Genomic DNA, 23,014 nt, shown 5'->3' with positions numbered 1-23,014 from the left:
CCTCCCCCTCCTCTACAATATTTTACTATACATAAAAAAAATAAAATTAGAAATTTCAGTTTATTAACGAGTCATTCTGTGATATATTGCATATTGTATTCAATTTGTATTTTTAGAAAGGAGAATTTTAGATCATATGGATTCAAATCGATTAAAAGGAATTATAATGGTCATAATCGGTGCTTGTTTATGGGGCTTGTCTGGTACAGCTGCACAACAACTTTTTCAATATGACAATGTTTCAACCGAATGGTTAGTTACGATCCGTTTACTTATATCTGGAATTATTTTGCTCATTATTTCCTCATTCGGAACGAGAAAAAAAGAGATATTTGGCATTTGGAAACAAAAATCTGATGCTATTAAAATGATTTTGTTTGGTCTATTCGGTATGCTTGCTGTACAGTATACGTATTTCGCTTCAATTAAAGAAGGAAATGCTGCCGTGGCAACATTATTACAATATTTAGCTCCTATATTCATCACTGTATACTTACTTTTCAAATGGAACGTTCGTCCATCAAAAATTGATTTCATTTCAATTACCCTTTCATTAGTAGGCACTTTTCTCTTACTAACAAACGGGTCTGTTCATAACTTGGCTGTTTCTACACCAGCTATTATTTTGGGGATTTTATCTGGATTATCTCTCGCTTTTTATAGTTTATATTCAAAGGAATTGTTAGAAAAATGGTCTTCCTCCGTTATCGTTGGATGGGGCATGATTATTGGGGGTATTGGTGTAACGATTGTACACTTTATTTCTACAAACGAATTCATTTTATTATCAACTATGAAATATGTAAAACTAAGTACCCTACCGCTCATCACATTTGTCGTCATTTTCGGGACACTTATTGCCTTTTATTTATACTTAGACAGCATACGATACCTGACTCCGAAAGAAACAACATTATTTGGTTGCACAGAACCACTCGCAGCTATTATTTCTTCTGTACTTATATTGCACGTGCCATTTCAATCTTTTCAGTTATTAGGCGCTTTTTGTGTCATTGTAATGGTGCTCATCTTAAGCCAAAAGCCGGATGAAGGGAAACAAAAATTAAAGCTTGTTCATGCAAAAAAGGAAAATATACATTGAAAGGATTGAATTCACTATGCCTGTCCCTCAAAATTATAAAAAACCAGGAAGAATTTCAGCAAAATCACTCGTTTTAAATCAACTACAAAATTGGATTATTGAAGGTGTACTGAGGCCCAATGAAAAAATTAATGATGGAGAATTGGCTGAGGCACTAGGAGTAAGCAGAACACCTGTAAGAGAAGCACTTCAAATATTAGAGCTTTCTGGATTAGTGGAAATGGTACCAGGGCAAAAAACAAAAATTGCTCCTATTAAGTTAGACGACGTATCTATCATTTATGAAACGATGGCTGGTCTTCACTCTATTATAGGAAAGCAAGCTCTTCAAAACATTACAGACGCTGATATTCAACTACTTTCTGAAATAAATGATCATTTTCAGCACTCTATAGAGAAAAAAAACGCAAAACAAGCTTTAGAATTAGATATACAATTCCACAATACAATTTCTTCTATTGCTAAAAACCAATATATTGAACCCTTTTTAGAAAATATGCAACTTCACGTTTTACGTCTTGAATATTTGTTTTTCCAAAACTTTGTTCCAGCAAGTCAATCTATTGAAGAACATCACTCTATCATTCAAGCATTACAGAAGCAGGACGAAAAACAAATGGAACAAATAATGACCCAAAACTGGCTCCGTCCCATGAAAGAAATACAAAAAATAATTTCTACGAAATAAAAGGAGAGCTGGTTACACAAAATCGTAACCAGCTCTCCTTTGACTAATCTATATAGCTATGCCTGAACATTTGCATAATCTTCCATATATTCGTACTCTTTTTCCAATTCCTCTAAAGACAGCTCGTATAATTGTCGGTCGCGAATCTTAAACACACCTGCTCCAATTAACTCATCAATTAAATGCCTCTTACGATTTTCAACAGCAAAACGGAGTTGACTACTCATCTTTTAAAAAACTCCTTTCTACGATCATTGAAAATGATAATCTTTATCAATTACCACTTTTGATTATAAAAGATGACTCTTTATAAGTAAAGTAATTTCATGAAATATTTACCTTGCAAAGTATTTGTGGCCACATTATATATATGTATGCCGTGCGAAAAATGTTATGACACTTTTTCTTATCCTTTTTCTTTCATACTTTGCAAGTTGTCTCATCGTGATGAAATTCACCATCTATTTCTACTTGAATGGTGACATGTTCTACATGAAATTTCTCCTTTAATACATACGTAGCCTTTTTTAATACACTTTGCGTTTCATTCCCTTTAATAATAAGATGACATGTTAATACTTGAAAATCTGATGTGACAGACCATATGTGCAACTCATGAACTTCTTTGACAATCGGAATATTTAATAACGTACTTTTTACCTCTTCAACATTTATGTGCTGTGGTGCACCTTCCATTAATATATGAATCGTATCACGTGTTACACGCCATCCACTAATAATGACTAAAATAGACACAAGAATACTAGCAATCGCATCTGCAGCAGTCCATCCGAAAAATTTAATAAGTAACGCAGCAATGATCGCTCCGACGGAACCCAATAGATCGCCTAGTACGTGCAGGAAAGCACTTCTTAAATTCAAATTACCTTTCACATCTCCGCCTCTCATTAATATCCAAGCTGATAAAATATTAATAAGCAGACCAAGGACTGCAATAATGAGCATCCCATTACTAGCAATCTCAACTGGTTCTTTAAAACGACGGATTGCTTCAATAAAAATGTATACCGAAATGACAATAAGAACGACACCGTTACATAATGCTGCTAACATTTCGACCCGCTTATACCCGTATGTTTTCGCAGTTGTTGCTGTTTTTTCTCCGAGCTTAAACGCAAGTAAACTTAAAGCTAAAGATACTGCATCACTTAGCATATGCCCCGCGTCAGATAGTAGTGCTAAGCTATTTGTTACAAATCCACCAACAACTTCTGCAATCATAAAACTTGTTGTTAGTAGGAAGGCAATTAGTAATGCCTTTTTATTTTTTGAATGACCATGATCATGCGAATGTCCCATACTTATACTCCTTTAAGTACAATATCTGTATGTTAGTATGAAACAAACTCCCCATCTTTATCCCGAATCGACTGATTGTAAACGCCCGCTTCCTCTGTATACACACTTCGCTACTTTTTAGATAATCCCTTTTTCTCAAATAAAAACCAGACTACTTCTTTTTTATTTTCATATTGTTTACTAATGAAAGCATTTTTAAGGAGGTTACTAAAATGAAACGTTTATTTCTCTGTATGGAACGTGAACTTGTTGTAGTGAAAGAACAATATGATAACTATGAAACGACTTACCACTTACAAAATATGCAACCTACCTGTATCGCTGTTGATCCGTTCCGCCCAAACCGTGTATATTGCGGAACATTTGGACGAGGTCTATGGTTAAGCGACGATAGCGGGGATTCATGGAGACCCATTGGAGATTCTTATCGTTACTTTGATTTCCTTAAAGAAGATGGTATTTTGCACTCCTCTATCACTTCCATAACAATAAGCTCAAATGAACAAGTTAACGGATATGGTGTCGTTTATGTCGGCACAGAACCGAGCGCTTTATTTCGCTCTGAAAATGGTGGTGAAACGTGGACTGAACTTAAAAATATGAAATCATTATTATCTTCTTATACGTGGGCTTTCCCGCCTAGACCTTTTACCCATCACGTACGCTGGATTACAGTTGACCCAAACAACCCTAATACAATACACGTTTCAATCGAAGCTGGTGCTGTTATTCAAAGTAACGATAAAGGGCATACATGGATTGATAAAAAATTCGGTGCCCCTATCGATGCACATCAATTGCTTATGCACCCTGAAGCACCAAATCGCCTTTATGCATCATGTGGTGACGGATTTATGGGCGGACCTGATCGTGCATATCTTGAAAGTTATAACAATGGAAACAGCTGGATCTCATGTAGTGAAGGACTTGAACATCATTATTTATACAGCATGGCAATTGATCCAGCTGATTGTGATACGATTCTCGTTTCTGCCGCGCCAAGTGCTGATCTCGCTCATCATCGTATCCCTTATGAATCTTATATTTATCGAAAAACGAAAGATACTCCGTTCCAGCAAGTACAACAAGGACTACCATCTGCAATCGGTACAGTCATTTCGATGTTTGCTACAAACAAGGTAGAACCACATACGTTTTACACGTTAAATAACAATGGCGTCTTTCAATCCAATGATAGCGGCGAATCGTGGGAACAACTAAACATTCCGTGGAAAGATGAATATAAAACGCAGCATCCGCATGCATTGCTCGTTACTAGTTCTTAACGAAAAAAGACTGCCTAAATGATTTTAGGCAGTCTCTCTTTTATTTCTTTAAATCAATGACAATATCATCTAATACAATATCTTTACTCTTCGCTTCTTTTTTCGGCACTTCTATTTTCTTCTCTTTCCCATTCACATACTCTACTCCACCATGATTTTCAGGTGTATGTACTCGCAAGTGCACGCGAGGTGTAACGATAAGCTTTGTTGCATTTTCGTTTAATTTTTGGAAGGTGGCACTCCAATGGATATTGTAAGGATCGTTGCCACTTCCCCCATTTCCTTCACCCGAATAAATATTCCCTAAATCATCCTTAACCGTCAATTCAACATCTACACTATCCCATTCTTTCCTCGCGCCCTTAGAAACCTCTTGATTGTAATAAAGAATAAATGAAACTGGCGATATTGCGACCTTTTCCATATTTGCTTTTATACCTTCTTTTTCCGAACTCCCACCAATTGTTCTCTCTTTACTATCCACTGATTTTACAGTTAACGCGAAATTCCAATTACCTTGTATTGATTTTTTCCTATCTGGTATCTCTATTCTCTCTATATTCCATCTAAAGTTTACTTTGTCCTTTTTATTGCTATCATGATGCGTCGTTGTTACCATACCTACATACTTTTTTTCAGTAACTTTAGTCATTTTACCACTGCCTGAACTACCATGAGCGTCCATTATATCCAATCCACCTAATATGATAGGATCCTCCCCTAAGTCCTGCTCACTTTCCAGTGAATACGTTATAGATAATGTTCTGCCATCAGAAATTACATCATTAATGGTAACCTTAACCCCATTACTCTCTCTCGTCATATTCAATTCAGTCGAAAACTCTTTATAATTTTCATATAACCCCGTTCTACCATTATCTAAAAATCGGAATATGTCACCTACAATTGGCAACCCTCCAGCATATGTAGGAAAACCGATACCAAGAGTTGCAACTGATAATCCTACTAAAATAGATGCAGCAGCGACACCTTTTTTCCAACTTTTCATCTTTTTCTTCGTACGTATCGATTGTTTTACATTTCGTTTTACTTTTTCCTTTTCAATTTCAGAAGCCTCAATTTCTTCTAGTTCTTTTTCATCTATATCAATATCATTTAATAGTTCATAAATGTCTTTCATATTGCACTACCTCCAAAACTAATATTCGTAGCATTTTGTTGTAGTTTCTTTTTCCCCCGGTACACTCGATTATCAATTGCTGCCCGAGTTAATCCTAACTTGCCACCTATTTCCTCTGTCTTCATACCAAGTAAATATTTCATAATGAACACCTTTTGATCTAGCGGTTCTAATTGATTAATGAGCTTCAATAATTCTTCCCTATCTTCCATAACGATTAATTCGTCTTCTGCTGATTTTTCTGTACTGATATGAAACTCATCTGAAATGATTTCTACTGTTTTAGTCGATTTCCGGTAATAATCAATTGCTTTAAACTTCGCAATCGCTGCAATCCACTTTTTAAAATCACTCGGCTCTCCATGAAATTTATTTGCGTTATTCCAAATGGAAAGAAATATATCGTTTATACATTCCTCTATGAGTCCATCATTTTGAATTGGGAGTAGAACTTTATGCGTGATCCCCTTTATGAGTGGTAAGTATGTATCGACAACAAATTCTAACGCGTCTTCTTTTTGCCGCTGTAATCTTTTTATAAAATTTTTCTCATTTGATTTCATGTAGCGATTCCCCTTATTGTTTTGTAAAAGCTTTTACATCCTATATAACGTCTGAAAAAATTTTTTCTCTCATCTTTTTTATTTTTTGTATGTAATGGAATACTTTCCCTTAGCCATTGTCTCACATAACTATGCGTTCAAAGAAAATTTTCTCAAGTCTGTAATTTAATTCATGTAGTACACTATTTATATAGTCATTTTTTAACTTGATGTACATTTTATTTCGTTAATCTACTATTTTAATTTAGGAGATGAGATGTGTATGTGTGGAATTACAGGTTGGGTAGATTGGAAGGAAGACCTTTCAAATCAACATGTTATTTTAAAAAAGATGGCAAATAGTATTCAGCATCGTGGTCCAGATGCTGAAGGATTTTGGTTTTCACCTCATGCGGCCTTTGCACACCGGCGTTTAATTGTAATTGATCCAGAAGGCGGTACACAGCCGAAGACATTCCGTGCTGGTGATTATACGTATGCTCTTACTTATAATGGAGAAATTTATAATTTCCGTGAACTTAAAGAGCAGCTTCAAAAATGTGGGCATGCATTTGAAACCCATTCAGATACAGAAGTGTTACTACATGCTTATCTAGAATGGAAAGAAGACTGCGTACAACATTTAAACGGAATTTTCGCTTTCGCCTTATGGGATGATCAGAAGCAACAATTATTTTTAGCGCGTGATCATTTAGGTGTAAAACCACTCTTTTACACAGAAAGAAATGACAGCATTATTTTCGGATCTGAAATAAAAGCGTTATTAGCGCATCCATCTGTTCCTGCTGAAATTGATGCGGATGGCATAAATGAAATATTTGGATTAGGCTTATTTCGAACTCCTGGATGTGGCGTCTTTAAACATATTCAAGAAGTGCGTGCTGGACATTGTATAACGTTTACACGTCATAAAAAAGTAGTTACGAAGTATTGGAATTTAGAAAGTAAGTTCCATACAGACTCTATAGAAGATACATCTTCGCATATTTTATCTATTTTACAAGATACAGTAAAAAGACAATTAATTGCCGATGTTCCTCTCGTTTGTATGTTATCAGGCGGATTAGACTCTAGCGGTATTACTGCACTTGCGGGTAAAGAATTTGCTGCGGAAAATAAAACACTTCATACGTATTCCGTTGACTTTGTAAATAGTGCAAAAGATTTCGAGCTGACATTTGCTCGCACTGGTTTAGACGCTCCTTGGGTAAAACGCGTTTCTGAACATGTAGGGACAGCGCATCATGATATTATTGTGAATGCTGAAGAATTAGCAAATCACTTATTCATTCCCCTTCATGCGAAAGATTTACCGAGTGCTGGTGAAATGGAAACTTCACTATATTTACTATTTTGCGAAATGAAAAAAGATGCGACCGTAGCTTTATCCGGTGAATCGGCTGATGAAGTATTCGGTGGATACCCTTGGTTTCATCAAGAAGAATTACTATATGTAGATAAGTTTCCTTGGCTAACAAATTGGAAAAATACATCTCCTCTTCTACTAAATGAAGTAAGTAACCAATGTAATCTAGAAAACTATATTGATACACGATTCCAAGAAGCGATACTTGAAGTACCTACTCTTGAAGGGGAAAGTAAAAAATCCGCGAAACAACGCCAAATGTTTTATTTATTTTTAACAAGATTCCTTCCTTTCTTACTTGACCGTAAAGATCGTATGAGTATGGCTGTTGGATTTGAAGTTCGTGTACCGTTTTGCGATTATAGATTAGTTGAATATTTATGGAATGTTCCTTTCAACATAAAAAGTATTGATAATATTGAAAAAGGCATTTTACGTAGAGCACTACAACCAGCTTTACCTGACGATGTACGTAATAGAAGAAAAAGCGCTTATCCAACTTCACAAGATCCACACTACTTACAAACAATCCGTAATTTAACACTTGATATGTGTAGCAATAAAAACAATCCTATTTTCTCACTTATTAACCATTCCATCTTACTTTCAATTGCTGATCAAAGTAATAAAGAGATTAACAATTTTGAGGCAAGAAGTGCCATGGAGTATATGCTACAAGTAAATGAATGGTTAAAAACATATCATATTCATATTGCTTAACAAAAAGGAGTTCAAGGATAAAAGCCTTGAACTCCTTTTATATTAATTAGCACATTGTTTATTATCAGTATCAATAGACCACCCAATAATCGTGGCACAATCTCTACCTTTCCACTGCAGTACATTTGTTAATACTGGCTCAATCTGCAAGCTATTCCCGTCATGTAATATTTCTACTAAAGATTGATCATCATCAAACCTTCGTTTATCACACTCTAAAATACCGTCCGTTGCCATTACAATGTGATTCATTCCTTTTTCTAATCCTCTTACACCTGACGTAAAGCAAGGTGTATTTGCTGCAAAAATATTTTTCCTGCCAATATATTCGTAATTTTTCCGTTTATTTAATCGTCCTTTTCCATTTTTCGTTTTCTCAGAATGGAATAAATATGCGAAACAATCACCAACTGATAACCAATATAAAAATTCGCCTTTTCGTAAACAAATTAAGCAAGCGAGTTCCTCATCATCTTGATCACACTTTTTAATAAATAACTCATCTGTAAATAACGCTAATAAGTACATATGTGTATGATGGAAAGCTAAATGTATTGGATATGAGAATAACTCTTTTAGTTTTTCTTTTCTTTCCGAAATCGCTTCTATTATATAATCTATATTTTTTGTTTTGTGATGTGTATCAAAAATCATAACAAATTCAAATTGTAATTCAGGATCCCACCAAGCCAGCACCGCATCTCCTCGTTCATATGCATCACTCTCTTGATTTCCCCCATATACGCCGACTGAAAGAGGACCACATTTTTCAACATGTATTTCATCTACATACATCTGTTCATGACTAATCCATTTGAATGTATTCACAGCTATCATCCTCTCTCTTGCTAAATGTATACCTTTACACATAGATTACCTTATATTTCAATAAAAATAAACTTTTTCAACATTTTTTATCCAAATAAAAGGGTTTTATTTCTAAAATGACGAATATATCTTACTATACGATATAAAAAGGAGATTTATTATTATGAACAACATTAATCAACATTGGGAGAGCATTTATTATCACTTACGATACGAATACGAGGACAACCTTTCCCACCAAGCAATTCGTATTTTACAAATCGTTTCTCGTGAGAAAGATATAACAATTGGAAAAGTCGCTACTGAGCTTAGTCTTTCTCATAACACAGCATCTGAACATATAAAACGCCTTATTCAAAAGGGTTTCATCGTTAAAGAGAGAAATAAAAAAGATGAAAGAGTGGTAAACCTTACATTAACAATTGAAGGAATTGAAGTATTAGAAAAACATACTTTACTAGATAAAGAAAAGATAAAAATATTAGAATCACAGTTATCAAAAGAAGAACAACAATTAATTGAAAAAGCATTTTCCTTATTAGCGAAGGAGGCAAAATATGCATTTCCTCGTTAAAGTAATCGTTTCGGCACTTATTATCGGCGTTATCACTGAAGTCGCTAAACACTACAGTACGATAGGTGGCTTTATTGCTGCCCTTCCTCTCGTGAGTTTACTTAGTCTATTTTGGATTTCATTCGAAGGCGGGAATAAACAAGAATTGAGTCAATTTGCTTTAGGGGTATTATATGGATTCCCCGCATCAGCACTACTATTATTTATTGTCTATATTGGTTTAAAAAATTCATTTACACTTAGTACATCTGTCCTACTCGGTATAGGTGTTTGGTGTATCGTTTTTGCTTGTCAAAAATTATTTCAAGCTTAGGAGGAATTAACATTCATAAATTTGTAGAAATAATGGGGCAAAATATAGAAGTACATATAAAAGGAGGTGGTAAACAAACTGTAGTCATTCAAACCGGAATGAGTTGCTCATTTTATGATTGGTTTCCTATTATAGAAAAGCTTTCAAAGCACTTTACAGTTGTTTCATACCATCGCCCAGGTTACGGGAAAAGTGAGCTAGGAAATCAGCCACGTACAATAAGGAAAGTTACAAAAGAACTTCATATATTACTACAAAAACTAGATATTCACGGGCCAATCATTCTCATCGGGCATTCCTACGGAGGCTTATGTGCACAACATTTTGCGATGTTACATGAAGATAAGCTGCAAGCACTTATTTTAGTTGATTCTACTTCGATGAACTTACACCGTTTAGATGAACTTCATTTACCAATTTCTGATCAAACTGACTCGGATGATATGTGGCTTAAAAAATATAATACATACTCCAAAATGGATGTAGACATGCTTTCTAATAAACTAAAATCTATACTCGCTAACCAATCAAGACAGTACATTGAATTTTCTACCTCTCCTCTGTTATATAAAGCAACAGCTTCTGAACTATATGAGTGGAAAAATTGTGCTCGCTCAATAAAGGAGCTATATAAAACATTAGAAATACCATTAATCGTTATCGGTAGAGATCCTCATTATTCTATTACTCAGTTGACTGAGGGTGGCATGCCAAAAGAGGAAGCGACACAACTTGAATCAATGTGGCAAGAACTGATCCATGAACAATTACAACTCTCCATACATAGCCAATATATACTTGCCGAACATGCTGGTCACGGAATCGAAATTGATCGGCCTGATATTATTATTGAGGCTGTTCAATCTCTATAAATAAAAAAAGGAAGCAACTAAAGCTGCTTCCTTACTTATCTATTCATAATCTTCTTCATCATCGATTTCTTCGTAATATGAACTTCCATTACTTACATATATAGGGCCATTCGCAACATCAATACGTAGTACCCACGCCCATGGCACAGCTAAACGTTTATGTATCGCTCGCCAAAAGCTCATTGATTTTCTTTCGTACTCCTGGAACTCCTGAAGTAACTCTTTGTAGGAGGAACCGTCTAACTGAATATTTGCTTCTAACAAACGAGAATGGGCATAGTACTGTAACTCTAGTTCAGCAGCAATTTCCATTTCTTCTTCCGTTGCCATACCAATGATTGTTCCATCTTCTGGTGCAATTTCATATACGTTTTGAACTTCAATAAGCCCTTCTTTCTCTTTCTCAAACATGTAAACAGCCTCCTTTAACATATATTTTTTATGTTACAAAGTCATACTTCTACAATAACTTCTCTCTTTCCTCTTTTTTTGATAAACTTTTACAAAATATTTAACCGATGACCTGTTTTCTCTATTCTTTCAGCAGAAATGAAACGATTTTTATCAAAATTTAATTTATACACATCAGGCATATGAAGTGTTTTCCAAAACTCAAAATCATATTTCGAATTAAAATAATTCATGAGTAATACCATAATATTCCCATGCGCACCTATTACAATATTCTTACCTTCATATTGTTTTAATATATTTTGCATACATATTACAGCGCGCCTTTGTGCGATATCATTCGATTCTCCGCCTTCGTATGCAAAACTCCAATCTTCCCACACATTCTGCATAGCATCATTAAAATTTGATACTGGCTCTGTGCTCAATAATCTTTCACGCAAATCTTCTTCTGTTTGTATTGATAATTTATATGTATTCGCAATTCCTTGTACAGTTTGGATTGCTCTTTTGTACGGACTAGAAATAACAACATCAATATGTTTATCTTTTAATAAATGTGTTACATTCTCTGCATCACAGTGCCCTTTTTCAGATAAAGGTCGTTCCCGTTCTTCTTTTGTATATGTAGAATGGGCATGGCGAACGAAATATATTGTTGTCATTTTTCAACCTCCTTTCTTATTTTCAATTTATATTCAATAATAAGATTGGAAAATCCTGTATTACAAAAGAGCACTTTGCATAAGCGCTCTTTTGTTTACATAATAAAATTATTTCATTATAATTTATTTCTGAATTCCTCACTTATGACAATATCTCGAATAAAGTAATCCATATTACTTAGAAGTTTTTCAAATGCTTTTTCACTCAAATTGTTCATCATAAAGACAATCTCAATCTTATTCCCTTTTTTATCAGTACCATAGAAACTATTTGTTAATACAAATGCCGTAGAACCACCTTTCTGTCCAGCAAATTCGAACATACCCTCTCCTACGGTTCCTTTAAATATATTCTCAATCTCACCTTGCATTTGTGGTGTAAAATAATTTCTGCTATTTATCTTTTCCAGTAAACTCATGTAATCCTTCGCATTTGCACCTATAAACCGATCTGACCAAATACGCTGAAAGTCCATATCGGCTTTTAAAGATATCTCGCGTTTTGTCCATTCTTTCTCGTCTTTCATCCATTCATGTATTTGCCATACATGCTTAACATATTCATCATTAGACATATTACGTAGCTTGTCCAATGCTTTATTTTGAGGAATATGCAGTTCTTTTTCAACATAGCCCCTCATATATAATGCCCCTGTATACGTTGGATAAAATTCATCGTGACTATTTAAGCCTAACTCTTTCAAACTTTCATTTATCCGCGCTGCTCCAAGCTTGTCTAATAAATATGATGCATTCGCATTCGAACTATAATGGATCATTCCTTTCACTACTTCTTCTAAAGAAGTTTGACCACCCTTCACTAACTCTTTAACTTTTACATCATCTAGCCATGCAGGGTGTGCACCACCATCAGTATTTTTCACATAGTATTTTTCTAATTCTTTCAATGAAATTTGCTCGTCTTTTCTTATTTTCCCTTCAGCTACTTGCTTAGCATATTCAATTGCTATAACGATTTTCGACATACTTGCTAGCGGTAGTTTTTCTTTTTCATTTATTGATGTCAATGTTTCACCATTTCTTTTAACAATTAAAGAAGTTGTTTTATCATCCTTATGTTCTTTTATATAATTTAGCACATAATTAGAGTCTTCTTTGGAATTGACATATTCCTTCACTGAAAAGAAAGCTATACAGCCTACTATAGTAATTCCAGCTATAATTCCAACAACTTTTAATCCCCTCATGATACTCCCCCTAAAATAAACATATTATATATTATACTAAATAAATTTCCCTTTTTAAGTAATAATTAGATTATTTATACAAAAATACTTTTTTTCTTAAACAACAAAAAAACATGCCTTCATTAGGAAAGCATGTTTTGTGATATCCTTCACATTGTTTAGTTAAAAAATAAATGTTTACTTACCATGATGTAACATTAAATCACTAAGTTCTTCTTCAATGTGATTTAATTTCGCAACGCCTTCTTTCCATTTATGAATATAACGTGAAACCCCAACAAAAAACAAAACAATAATTGTGGAAAGAATAATACCATATACGATTGCTACAGTACTCATAGTTACACTTCCTTATAATTAGTAATGTGGTTATTAGTTATATTTTTATTATAAACCTTTTTCTTTTAAAATACTTCGATTTCAACTTTTTGTAACAAAATTGATTTTTCTAACATTTCGTTCGTGAAAATGGCATATTTTTCACAAATTATACAAAACTTCACCATATGTACTATTACCATATGAGTTATATTATTAAATAGAATAAAGGGGATGATATACTATGACGACTTGGTTTATTGTAATGTTAGTTGTATTTGGAGCATTTAAAATTATCGTTTCTAGCCTTCCTAACACTGTTATTGAATCCATTATTAGCAAGTACGAAACACATCCACAACTTGAAGAAGAGAATGTGACTATTACAATTCACGGAAATAACGTAGAAGGCGAACAGAAATCAAAAATTATTCATGATTTTAACGAAGGTTTATTTTTAGATCGCTATTATGCACCACCACATAATGAGGGTACTCCTTTAATTATTAATGCAAAACGTGGCAAAAAAGATTTTACATTTTATATTTATAGTCATGAAGAGCATGTTGATGTTGTAAAGCAATATAAAAAGAAGATCGTTGCTTATAGTTTACGCTCTAAAAACCTTCAAAATAGTGATATGTTCGTGTCAGCTGATTTAGCTTAATACTCATATATTTAAAAAAGGAATCCATGGCATATGGATTCCTTTTTACTATTTACTGAAAAATAAGCTCTGTCTTTAAACTATCTTTCGGTAACAACCAGCCTTTTTTCTCTAAACTCGCTATTAATAATTCCCTTTGTTTTGTCGCAATACTTTCTTCATTTGTTTTAAATGACACTTCTATTACGAAGTCATCTTCTAATTTCCCAGTATTACTTAATGGCCAAATTTCAATATTTGCTTTTATGTTTTCAAAATCTCCTGTATATCGCTTCATTAATACAGGACCATAAATACGGGAATTCTTTAACATCTCTTCTCCCCAATTTGTATACAACCATTTGTTCATTTTCCCTGGTAATTTTTCTATTAACATGTTTTGAGCAGCTTTTTCGTTTGGTAAATCAAGTACTCCATATCCTTTCGCACTGTAACTTTTCTTATTTGAAATACTTAACGTTTTCTTCTCAAATCCCCAGTCTATTTCTGCCTCATAATTATCAGTTTTACTATCAAATCCATCTTTTTTAGCCAATTCTAGTGCATCTTGAATTACACCGTTTTGAATAGGGTATCTTTTTTTATATGTTAGCTCAAAATCTTTACTAAATTCTTTCTTTCGTATTCTAGCAAACCAGCCCTCATTACTTAAATTTTTATTTGCCGTATCTAAAAACTGTACTTGTATTCTTTCATAATTTGTACCAGCCTGGAAATGCTCTAGTACATCTTGCTTCATCTCTTTGTTAGGACCTAGTACTTGTTCTGGCTTTAATAATAACTTCACTTCAAAACTAGGTGTCATTGGACTAGCGGCAAATCCTTCCTTAACGTTATAAAGGAAACAACAAAAGAAAATACTTACGAATACAAATACTTTTTTCATATACCTATCCCCTTTACATTTCAAATGACTTCTACACGTTCCATTGCAAGTGAATATACATTTTCATATCCTGCTGTACTTAGCTTTTGTTGTAATCGATCCGTATCCTCTTTCAAAGCGTGCACTAGCACCGTATGTTCTGGTAATAATGTATTTAACATCTCTTTAACGTCTCTTATACTTTGGTGAACTTTATACACAACTCGATTCACCCTACATGTATTCCTTACATGCTCTTTCATAACTTTTTCTGCAAAACTCCCTTTCGCAATATGCCCAGTAAAAATAACGGCATTCCGTTTTTCATTCCGAAGTTGTTCATAATATAACTGCGCTCGTTTCGTTTGCATATTCGCATCACTCATTACAACTATTCCGTAACTATTTTGCATATTAATATCATTATCCATCACTATTATGTTTCTTTTTAAACTCTCCATAACCCATTTAAGTTCTTCATTATTTTTTATCCAATCTTTATATACGAACATCTCTTCAAACCCAGCCAAAATTTCTTTATCTACTATAAGCGGAAATTCTTTATATCGTTCATATAAATACAATACTATATCTTGTGCCCTACCAAGTTGTGGCAGCGGTAATAATGCTATTCCTTTATTTTGCATAACTCGTTCAATTTCTGCACATAGATCGTCTAATCTTTCATTTTGCGAAACATCCTCTGTGTGATAAGCGGCATCTACAATTGCAACTTTTATATTGTGGCCCAATTTCTCAGGTAAATTAGCTCGTAGTATATTAGACTCTGCTGAATAGTCGCCTGAATAAAATACGTATGTATTACACATATCAACTAAAAACCAAACAGCTCCTAATACATGCCCACTATATCCCCATTGAAACCGCAATGTAGGAGTAATTTGTACCCATTCATTTGGATTGCTAATCTCATCAATACATACATAATTTAAATCTTTTATGTGTTGGTCGCTATAAGGTAAATTCCACCCTTGCATCACATTATAGTTTCTCCATTTTTCATAATATAACGGCAGTTGCTCCTTCGTATAACGAGTCGTCCAAATTTTTTTCTTATATCCATACTTCGCTAATAAAGGTAAACCCATCGTATGATCTTCATGAATATGTGATAAAAATATCGCATCTAAAAATGGAGCAGCTTCTCTCTCTATTTTTGGATAACCATCCTCATAAGATCGATTAATACCACAATCAAATACTATTTTCGTCTCTTTATTTTTTACAAAATAGCAGGAGCGACCGTACTCTCCTGCTCCTCCCCATACTTCTACCCTCATCATGCTACCCCTTTTCGCTTTTGCTCCATATGTTGCAGCAATAATAAGCACATTGTTGTAAGTCCAACAGAAACAACAGCCATCGCCATGCCTATAGATACTTCACCCTGTTCAAATTGGGCAAAAATAAACGTTGCTGACGTTTCTACTGATGGAGGTAATACGAGAAGCGATGCTACTAACTCTCTTATCGAAATTGTAAATGTCATCGCCCATCCAGCAAGAATACCTGGGATAATAAGAGGCAATATTATTTTTCTAAAAATATAAATATAATTTCCAGAAAAAACACTTCCTGCCTGCATGAGAGAATCATCAATTTGTCCGAGTGATGATTTTACATATTGCACCGTGTAAGGTAAAAACAGAACAACATACGTTATGATAACCATGATTGGTGTATTATAAATTGACATAGGCATATATGGTGAATTCCAAAATAGAATAAGACCTACAACCATCACAATTCCTGGTACCATATTCGGTAACATACCGCACATATCAAGCCATTTTTCAGAGGTTTTTTTCCCCTTTCGAATCATAAGTGCCAAAAAGACTCCAATCATTACCGCAATAATCGCTGTTACGAGTGAAAAAAGAAAACTATTCCATAAAGCCTCTAATCCTGGAGATCCCATTGTAAACAATGCCTCATAATGGCTTGTTGTAAAGTTATTTACATGTAAAACGCCGCTTCTTAATTTTGACAAAGAAGCAATAAGTATAGAAAAGTATGGAATTCCAATTGATACGATTAATAAACCAATTACATACATCCATGCTACAACGCGCGTAAATATAGACAAAGTATATCTTTTAGATTTCACACCTTTTCCACTAACCATTGCATATGAATACTTTCGATTCAATACATTTTGCATATACCAAATGAGCATACAAGCACTAAGTAATAAAGAAGATAATGCTGTTGCACTACTAAAATCAATAGGCCAACTCGAAATAAATTTATGAATTTCTGATGTTAACACGTGGAATCCTATTCTACGTCCAAATGTAGCCGGTGTTCCAAATTCAGCAATCGTCTTTACGAAAATGAGTAAAGCCCCCATTACATAACTTGATACTAATAACGGCAATATTATTTTTCTTAAACGATAGAAAAAACTTCCCCCATGAACTGCTGCAGCTTCTTCTTTACTACTCCCAATCTGAAGTAACGTGTTTTTCAGCATGAAATAAAGGAATGGGAATAAATGCAGACTCATAATTAATACCATACCTCCTAAACTAAAAAACGATGATGAAACTGTCTTTAGCATCGGGAAAAATTGTTCAAAATATCCGTTAGGTTGCATGAACAAAATCCAACCCATCGATCCAATATACGGCGGTGTCATAAATGGAATCATAAAAACAATATCTAACTTACTATACTTTCCTACATCTGTTTTGCTCATAATAAACGCCAATGGAAATGCAAATATTGTAGCTCCTATTACAACGAGTACACCTAGAAGCATCGAATTTAGAAAAATCCCCGCTAATCCATCACTCTGCATCACTTCAAAAGGCTTTAAAAAATTCCAACTGCTATTTTCATATACACTAGAAAATAAAATAAGAAAAAGTGGAATGACGATTAACATCGCCACAAGTAATAACGCTACCGTCATTCCAACTTGTCTTACTGATACGAATCGATTTACCATGGAATCACCATCTTATTGAAATACTTTCTTAAATTGTTTTCCTATTTTATCTTGCTCTTTCTCAACTGTTTTCCAATCAATATTTAATACTGGAATCTCTTCTACATTTGGTCTATTTTCAGCTTTTATATCTGTTCTACCAGGCAATAAATACGCTTTAGAAACTTGTTTTTGTACATCATCGGATAATAAATAATCAATAAACTCTTTTGCACCTTCAACATTTTTACTATCCTTCATAATCCCCGCTGCACGCGGACTAATAACTGTTCCGCTCTTTGGATATACGATATCAACAGGTTCACCCTTTGCTTTTGCGCTATACGTCATATAATCAACACCCGCAATGACCATATCTTTCGCACCTGTTACAACTGGGTCTAACGCTTCCTGGTTTGCTCCTGCTACTGTAACTTCATTTTTCTTAAGCTGCTCAAATAAATTCCATCCATCTTGTCCATTCTTTTTCACGTATCCTGTTACAAAATCTAAAGCTGAACCTGAAAGTGCTGGATCTGGAAGATTCACTTTCCCTTTCCATTCTCCTTTCGTTATATCGCTCCAATCTTCAGGCGCTGTCTTCACATTTTTTGTATTGTACACAATCCCTAATGCTGAAGCACTATACCCGAAATAATGTCCTTTATCATCTGACCATTCAGAACGCAGCTTATCAGCTTGTTTCGCTTCTTTATAAGCTAACGTTTGACCCTCTTTCTTTAATCCTTCCATCGCTGGTAATGATGCAAGTACGACTACATCAACGACTGGATTTTTCTTTTCAGCTTCCATTCTCGCTAAAATTTTACCAGTTGTCCCTTGAAACATTTCCACCTTTATACCAGTTTTCTTTTCAAAGTCTTTTTGAATTTTTTCTGCTAACCCTTTTGGCCCTGCACTATATACAACAATTTTCTTTTCAGTCGTATTTTTACTTTTTGCATCTGCATTGCCTGTCTTTGAACTACACCCTGTTACTACAGCCGAAAATAATAAAGTACATACAAATAAAGACTTAAGCGAACTGAATTTCTTCATACGATTCTCCCCCTATATGATGAATACATTTTTTTGGCACATATAACGATACTGGTTTACCGATGCTTAATTTACTATTGTGATAAGCTGTCCATATTCCGAGTGCCCCCATGTTTACTTTTATTTCATACCGTTCTCCTACATATGTAACGTGCTGAATTTCACCTGTATACATTTCGCACACATCATTTTTTGTCCAACTCACATGCTCTGGACGAATCATTTTTTCACCCTCTACAAGCCAATTCGCCTTACCAACAAATTTGGCAACAAATTCATGAGACGGTTTCACATAAATATCTTCCGGTGTTCCTTTTTGTAATACTTCTCCTTGTTTCATGACAATAATTTGGTCTGACATTGACATTGCTTCTGTTTGATCGTGAGTGACATACAGTGCAGTTAAACCAATGGAATGAACGATATCCATAAGCTCTATTCTCATTTCTTCTCGCAAAATTGCATCGAGTGCACTTAGCGGTTCATCAAACAAAATAAAATGAGGTTTTGTTACAATTGCTCTAGCGAATGCGACACGTTGTTGCTGTCCACCAGAAAGTTCGTGTGGATACCGTTTCTCCATACCTTGCAGGCGAACTCGCTTTATCGCATCTTCTACTTTTTCTCTTAAATGATTCGTTTGCTTTGTAGCTCTTAAACCAAATGCAACATTTTCAAAAACAGTCATGTGCGGCCATAAAGCAAAATCTTGAAATACCATACCGATATTCCGTTCATGAGGAGATGTCTTTATCTTTTTTGTAGCAGAATACATGCACTGGTCTCCAAAATATATTTCTCCCTTATCCGGTTCTTCAAGTCCTGCTATCATTCTAAGTAAAGTCGTTTTCCCACATCCCGAAGGTCCTAAAAGTGTAGTGAATTCCCCTTGTTTCATTACAATCTGCAACGGCTTTAACGCCTGTGTTTTTCCAAATGTCTTTTCTAATCCACTAATTTTAATATCCACCGTTTCACCTGTCTCCCCTCATTCTTAACCTGCTTTCATTCTATATGGAAGATTTATACTGAATGTTAATGTACTGTAAAGATTAAATTAAAAAACTTCTAATAAACTATTTATTTCTATAGATTTTTTCTATAGTTAAAATAAAAAAGGCGGCAATTCATAATGAATCTCTTAAAATTAGAAATTGTAGTACTTATTAAGAAATACAAAAAGCTTACAATCGTTGCAGAAAAACTTGGCGTTAAACAACCAACTATTACATTTCATATAAAAAGCTTAGAAGAAGAACTCGGTGTATCTTTATTCGAATTACGTTCTGGAAGGTATTTCTTAACAGAGGCTGGTGAGGCTTTGCACCATTATGCTTGTAAAATAGATGCGCTTATGAAAGAAGCTAGACGTGTCACGCAAGAGTTTAAAGATTTTCATAAAGGTGCTATAACAATCGGCGCTAGTTATGTACCAGCGACTTATCTTTTGCCAGAAGTCGTTCATCAATTTCAATGCGAATTTCCCAATATAAAAATAACGCTACTAGTGAAAACAGCCCCTGAAATTCGAATGATGCTACAAAATCACGAAATCGATCTTGGGATAATTTCCGCTGCTCCATTTGATGAACCTCTTTTAAAACAAACGAATATAATGCCCGATACACTTGTTCTTGCCTTTTCCAAAGAACATCATTTTTCAAAGAAAGACAATGTATCGTTACAAAATATCGAAAAGGAACGCATACTATTGCATCGTAATCCATCTACAACGAGAGATTTACTTACACAATGGACGTTGGCGCACAACATTACATTCCAATCTGAAATTGAATTAGACTCATTAGAAACGATGAAACAAATTTTAAAATATGGTAATGGAATTGCCTTTATTTCTAAACTTGCTATCGAGCAAGAAATACAACGAAATGAGCTATGCTATATACCAATCCCTGAATTTGAATTTCAGCGTAATATTTATACGATTCATCATGAGGACAGATGGAATTCGAAAATCATTTCTTTTTTACTACAGAGCATCACTTCATTTGCAACAAAAAATTAAAAGGCTGTCGTTATGCACGACAGCCTTTTAAACTATAAATCTATTTATTTTTCTTTGCCTCAATTTTTGCTTGCGCCTCTTCAGCCTTATCTAATGCTTCTGATACTTTCTTCTCTTTTTCTTTCACTTCATCTATACTATCGACAGCTTTAATAATTTTATCGATCCCTTCTTCTTCTACCTTTCTACGCTTTGCCACTCTTTCATTTACTTTCTCTTCCACATCTTTTGCTTTTTGAAGCATATTCTCTGCATTTGATGTTACAGCTTTTTCAAGTTCATCATCTTTTTTCTTTTGTAACACTTCATTTGCAATGTCTTTCGCTTCTAAATACTTACCGTCTTTTAATGCTGTTGCTCCGTGATCCATTTTCTCAGCAACTTCTTTATATGATTTCGCTTCGTTTCCTGATTTCTCTTTTTCTGCTTTTTCGAACCACATTGTTGCATCACTATACTTTTCATCTTTCAATGATTGCATACCTGTTTCAATATATGTGTCATAATTGCTACATCCAGCCATTACGACTAATAGAAAAAGCATAACAAAACTAAATTTTTTCATGCTGTTGTCTCCTTTTCTTTGCAAGCTCACTTTACTTTAACATACATGAAAAAGAGTTTCAAAAACTAAAATACTAATTCGGTCATTTTTATAATGATAAGTCGAATTTTCATTATTTTCTTATTTTTAAGCGGACACATCTACTTGTTTTTTCACCATATGTTGCTTTACTCCAACTAATACAACTAACAATAAACCTCCGCCTATTGTCATCATAACAATGCTAGTTGGCAACATATCTAATAGTAGTCCATATACAATCATACCAAGTGGTGCGATTGCAGTCGCAATTGTTTCAAGTAGGCCAAACACACGCCCTAGGTAGCTCGGATCTGTCGTTTTTTGCATATGTACTTGCATTGGAATGTTTACAATCATAATTGCTATACCAGTTAACATCATAAAAGCAATATAGTAAATAAAACTTGCTACTTTTGGAATGATAACTAACAACGGAAAGACTGTACATAAACTTAAACCTGCAAACAAAAACAGTCCAGTATAAATAGAACGAAACGGAGTATTCACTTCTTTACGCACTGATAAAGCAATCGCTCCCATTAGCATCCCGACTGCTAACATTCCTTCTACAGTACCGAGTTGCTTTGAAGATAAATGCAATGTATGGACGATAATGTAAGGAAGTGCAACTGTTAGACCACACGCAAAAAAGTTTACCCACAATGCTATTTTCATTAAACCATATATTTCATGTTGTCTTTTTACATATAAAAAACCTTCTTTTATACTCGTCAAGAAATGCTCTGTACTCTCAGCCACTTCTTTTTTATATAAATCAAATACGATAAATAATTGCAAAATAACCGCTAAAAAGAACGTAATACTATTTAATAGGAAAAACGATTTAATTGAAAAGAAACCATATACAACTCCGCCAATAATCGGTCCTAAAATATTTGATAAAGAAGCCGCCGTTTGATTTAAAGCACTCGCTTTTTGAATACGTCCTTCATCTACTAAACTCGGAATAGACGAAGTTAATGCAACAGAATAAAAACTTGCACAAATTGATAATAATGCTGCTGAAATATAAATAAAAAGAAGTGATGGTCCAAATATAGTAGCAAGAATAAACATACTAAGCATCGTTAAACTACTTAATAAATCAGTACCAATGACAAGCCATTTTCGATTCACACGGTCTGCTACAGCACCAGCAATTGGGCCACAGATCATCCTTGGAAGTGATCCGCAAACGAGCGTAGTTGCAAACCCCATCCCTGAACCAGTAGTCTTTAATACATATAACCCCATTGCGAACGTATAAATACCTGCGCCTAATAAAGACGTCATTTTTCCAATCATCATTAAAATGATATTTCTCGTTGCAATCTTCATTCTTGAATCATGTTGTCCTATACTTATATCTTCCATTTTTGACTCTCTCCCCTTAAAAGTTAAATTGTGTTAAACTTATTATATAATCAACTTTCCAATTTTCACAACAAAAAGTTAAATACAATTAAACTTTTTAAATATAAAGGAG

At 34.2% G+C, this 23,014-nt stretch carries 26 protein-coding genes; 9 read left to right on the top strand and 17 right to left on the bottom strand.

The features are described 5' to 3' along the window. The first annotated feature begins 136 nt into the window (after positions 1-136). Positions 137-1,102, top strand: a complete 966-nt coding sequence (locus DN399_RS08445) for a DMT family transporter (RefSeq protein WP_149149483.1) — start codon at positions 137-139, stop codon at positions 1,100-1,102. A gap of 16 nt (positions 1,103-1,118) precedes the next feature. After that, positions 1,119-1,790 carry a GntR family transcriptional regulator gene (locus DN399_RS08440; RefSeq protein WP_149149482.1) on the top strand — a complete coding sequence of 224 codons (672 nt, stop codon included), beginning with the start codon at positions 1,119-1,121 and terminating at the stop codon, positions 1,788-1,790. A 56-nt stretch (positions 1,791-1,846) separates the two neighbouring features. Here the strand turns inward: DN399_RS08440 and fbpA are convergent, their stop codons facing one another. Then, the gene (gene fbpA, locus DN399_RS08435) at positions 1,847-2,017 is read right to left on the bottom strand and encodes a Fur-regulated basic protein FbpA (protein ID WP_149149481.1); all 171 of its coding nucleotides are present in this window, start codon (positions 2,015-2,017) and stop codon (positions 1,847-1,849) included. A gap of 193 nt (positions 2,018-2,210) precedes the next feature. Beyond that, the gene (locus DN399_RS08430; RefSeq protein ID WP_149149480.1) at positions 2,211-3,110 is read right to left on the bottom strand and encodes a cation diffusion facilitator family transporter; all 900 of its coding nucleotides are present in this window, start codon (positions 3,108-3,110) and stop codon (positions 2,211-2,213) included. Positions 3,111-3,322: 212 nt separating this feature from the next. Between DN399_RS08430 and DN399_RS08425 the strand changes: the two genes are divergently transcribed. Further along, on the top strand, positions 3,323-4,396 hold the full coding sequence (locus tag DN399_RS08425; RefSeq protein WP_149149479.1) for a WD40/YVTN/BNR-like repeat-containing protein: 1,074 nt from the start codon (positions 3,323-3,325) through the stop codon (positions 4,394-4,396). A 40-nt stretch (positions 4,397-4,436) separates the two neighbouring features. Here DN399_RS08425 and DN399_RS08420 read toward each other — a convergent pair whose 3' ends face one another. Both DN399_RS08420 and DN399_RS08415 read right to left on the bottom strand, forming a co-directional pair. Then, complete coding sequence (locus tag DN399_RS08420; protein WP_149149478.1) at positions 4,437-5,537, bottom strand: DUF4179 domain-containing protein; 1,101 nt, start codon at positions 5,535-5,537, stop codon at positions 4,437-4,439. Further along, on the bottom strand, positions 5,534-6,100 hold the full coding sequence (locus DN399_RS08415; RefSeq protein ID WP_046392557.1) for a sigma-70 family RNA polymerase sigma factor: 567 nt from the start codon (positions 6,098-6,100) through the stop codon (positions 5,534-5,536). The genes DN399_RS08420 and DN399_RS08415 overlap by 4 nt, the downstream gene beginning before the upstream one ends. Before the next feature lie 262 nt (positions 6,101-6,362). Here DN399_RS08415 and asnB point away from each other — a divergent pair, with 262 nt between their 5' ends. Continuing rightward, positions 6,363-8,186, top strand: coding sequence for an asparagine synthase (glutamine-hydrolyzing) (gene asnB, locus DN399_RS08410; RefSeq protein ID WP_149149477.1), 1,824 nt, complete (start codon positions 6,363-6,365; stop codon positions 8,184-8,186). A 42-nt stretch (positions 8,187-8,228) separates the two neighbouring features. On the opposite strand, the gene DN399_RS08405 is transcribed toward asnB, so the two are convergent. Next, the gene (locus tag DN399_RS08405) at positions 8,229-9,056 is read right to left on the bottom strand and encodes a PP2C family serine/threonine-protein phosphatase (protein ID WP_002040904.1); all 828 of its coding nucleotides are present in this window, start codon (positions 9,054-9,056) and stop codon (positions 8,229-8,231) included. Between the two features lie 121 nt (positions 9,057-9,177). Here DN399_RS08405 and DN399_RS08400 point away from each other — a divergent pair, with 121 nt between their 5' ends. The 3 genes from DN399_RS08400 to DN399_RS08390 are packed head-to-tail and all read left to right on the top strand — an operon-like array spanning position 9,178 to position 10,773. Then, the gene (locus DN399_RS08400; protein ID WP_001059785.1) at positions 9,178-9,588 is read left to right on the top strand and encodes a MarR family winged helix-turn-helix transcriptional regulator; all 411 of its coding nucleotides are present in this window, start codon (positions 9,178-9,180) and stop codon (positions 9,586-9,588) included. After that, positions 9,572-9,901, top strand: a complete 330-nt coding sequence (locus tag DN399_RS08395) for a DUF3147 family protein (protein WP_000545640.1) — start codon at positions 9,572-9,574, stop codon at positions 9,899-9,901. Before DN399_RS08400 ends, DN399_RS08395 begins: the two co-directional genes overlap by 17 nt. Continuing rightward, a complete protein-coding gene (locus tag DN399_RS08390) occupies positions 9,862-10,773 on the top strand; it encodes an alpha/beta fold hydrolase (protein ID WP_149149476.1) in 912 nt (303 codons plus the stop codon). Before DN399_RS08395 ends, DN399_RS08390 begins: the two co-directional genes overlap by 40 nt. Before the next feature lie 39 nt (positions 10,774-10,812). Here the strand turns inward: DN399_RS08390 and DN399_RS08385 are convergent, their stop codons facing one another. The 5 genes from DN399_RS08385 to DN399_RS08365 all read right to left on the bottom strand — a co-directional run bounded on the left by DN399_RS08385 (position 10,813) and on the right by DN399_RS08365 (position 13,578). Beyond that, entirely contained in the window at positions 10,813-11,184 is a 372-nt protein-coding gene (locus tag DN399_RS08385) for a hypothetical protein (RefSeq protein ID WP_000461779.1), read from the bottom strand. Positions 11,185-11,273: 89 nt separating this feature from the next. Next, positions 11,274-11,849 (bottom strand): histidine phosphatase family protein, encoded by a 576-nt coding sequence (locus DN399_RS08380; RefSeq protein WP_149149475.1) that lies wholly within the window; start codon positions 11,847-11,849, stop codon positions 11,274-11,276. Positions 11,850-11,965: 116 nt separating this feature from the next. Continuing rightward, the gene (locus DN399_RS08375) at positions 11,966-13,057 is read right to left on the bottom strand and encodes a serine hydrolase (RefSeq protein ID WP_062922227.1); all 1,092 of its coding nucleotides are present in this window, start codon (positions 13,055-13,057) and stop codon (positions 11,966-11,968) included. A 177-nt stretch (positions 13,058-13,234) separates the two neighbouring features. After that, positions 13,235-13,396, bottom strand: a complete 162-nt coding sequence (locus tag DN399_RS08370) for a hypothetical protein (RefSeq protein ID WP_000108701.1) — start codon at positions 13,394-13,396, stop codon at positions 13,235-13,237. 65 nt (positions 13,397-13,461) lie between these two features. Beyond that, positions 13,462-13,578, bottom strand: a complete 117-nt coding sequence (locus DN399_RS08365; protein ID WP_001987133.1) for a hypothetical protein — start codon at positions 13,576-13,578, stop codon at positions 13,462-13,464. Positions 13,579-13,619: 41 nt separating this feature from the next. Here DN399_RS08365 and DN399_RS08360 point away from each other — a divergent pair, with 41 nt between their 5' ends. Continuing rightward, complete coding sequence (locus DN399_RS08360) at positions 13,620-14,042, top strand: YfmQ family protein (RefSeq protein ID WP_149149474.1); 423 nt, start codon at positions 13,620-13,622, stop codon at positions 14,040-14,042. Positions 14,043-14,094: 52 nt separating this feature from the next. Here the strand turns inward: DN399_RS08360 and DN399_RS08355 are convergent, their stop codons facing one another. The 5 genes from DN399_RS08355 to DN399_RS08335 are packed head-to-tail and all read right to left on the bottom strand — an operon-like array spanning position 14,095 to position 19,886. Then, positions 14,095-14,928, bottom strand: coding sequence for a hypothetical protein (locus tag DN399_RS08355; protein ID WP_149149473.1), 834 nt, complete (start codon positions 14,926-14,928; stop codon positions 14,095-14,097). 20 nt (positions 14,929-14,948) lie between these two features. Then, positions 14,949-16,211 carry an MBL fold metallo-hydrolase gene (locus tag DN399_RS08350; protein WP_149149472.1) on the bottom strand — a complete coding sequence of 421 codons (1,263 nt, stop codon included), beginning with the start codon at positions 16,209-16,211 and terminating at the stop codon, positions 14,949-14,951. Continuing rightward, positions 16,208-17,878 carry an ABC transporter permease gene (locus tag DN399_RS08345; protein WP_149149471.1) on the bottom strand — a complete coding sequence of 557 codons (1,671 nt, stop codon included), beginning with the start codon at positions 17,876-17,878 and terminating at the stop codon, positions 16,208-16,210. The genes DN399_RS08350 and DN399_RS08345 overlap by 4 nt, the downstream gene beginning before the upstream one ends. Before the next feature lie 12 nt (positions 17,879-17,890). Continuing rightward, complete coding sequence (locus tag DN399_RS08340) at positions 17,891-18,916, bottom strand: ABC transporter substrate-binding protein (RefSeq protein ID WP_149149470.1); 1,026 nt, start codon at positions 18,914-18,916, stop codon at positions 17,891-17,893. Beyond that, positions 18,894-19,886, bottom strand: a complete 993-nt coding sequence (locus DN399_RS08335) for an ABC transporter ATP-binding protein (protein ID WP_149149469.1) — start codon at positions 19,884-19,886, stop codon at positions 18,894-18,896. The genes DN399_RS08340 and DN399_RS08335 overlap by 23 nt, the downstream gene beginning before the upstream one ends. Positions 19,887-20,048: 162 nt before the next feature. Between DN399_RS08335 and DN399_RS08330 the strand changes: the two genes are divergently transcribed. After that, positions 20,049-20,942 carry a LysR family transcriptional regulator gene (locus DN399_RS08330; protein ID WP_001050611.1) on the top strand — a complete coding sequence of 298 codons (894 nt, stop codon included), beginning with the start codon at positions 20,049-20,051 and terminating at the stop codon, positions 20,940-20,942. Between the two features lie 40 nt (positions 20,943-20,982). Here the strand turns inward: DN399_RS08330 and DN399_RS08325 are convergent, their stop codons facing one another. Beyond that, positions 20,983-21,507 (bottom strand): COG3014 family protein, encoded by a 525-nt coding sequence (locus tag DN399_RS08325; protein WP_149149468.1) that lies wholly within the window; start codon positions 21,505-21,507, stop codon positions 20,983-20,985. A gap of 126 nt (positions 21,508-21,633) precedes the next feature. Further along, positions 21,634-22,902 carry an MFS transporter gene (locus DN399_RS08320; RefSeq protein ID WP_000389504.1) on the bottom strand — a complete coding sequence of 423 codons (1,269 nt, stop codon included), beginning with the start codon at positions 22,900-22,902 and terminating at the stop codon, positions 21,634-21,636. Between the last annotated feature and the right edge of the window lie 112 nt (positions 22,903-23,014).

It is taken from the genome of Bacillus sp. AR4-2 (assembly GCF_008274865.1).
Classification (GTDB): domain Bacteria; phylum Bacillota; class Bacilli; order Bacillales; family Bacillaceae_G; genus Bacillus_A; species Bacillus_A cereus.
This window is presented reverse-complemented; position numbering and strand designations above follow the sequence as displayed.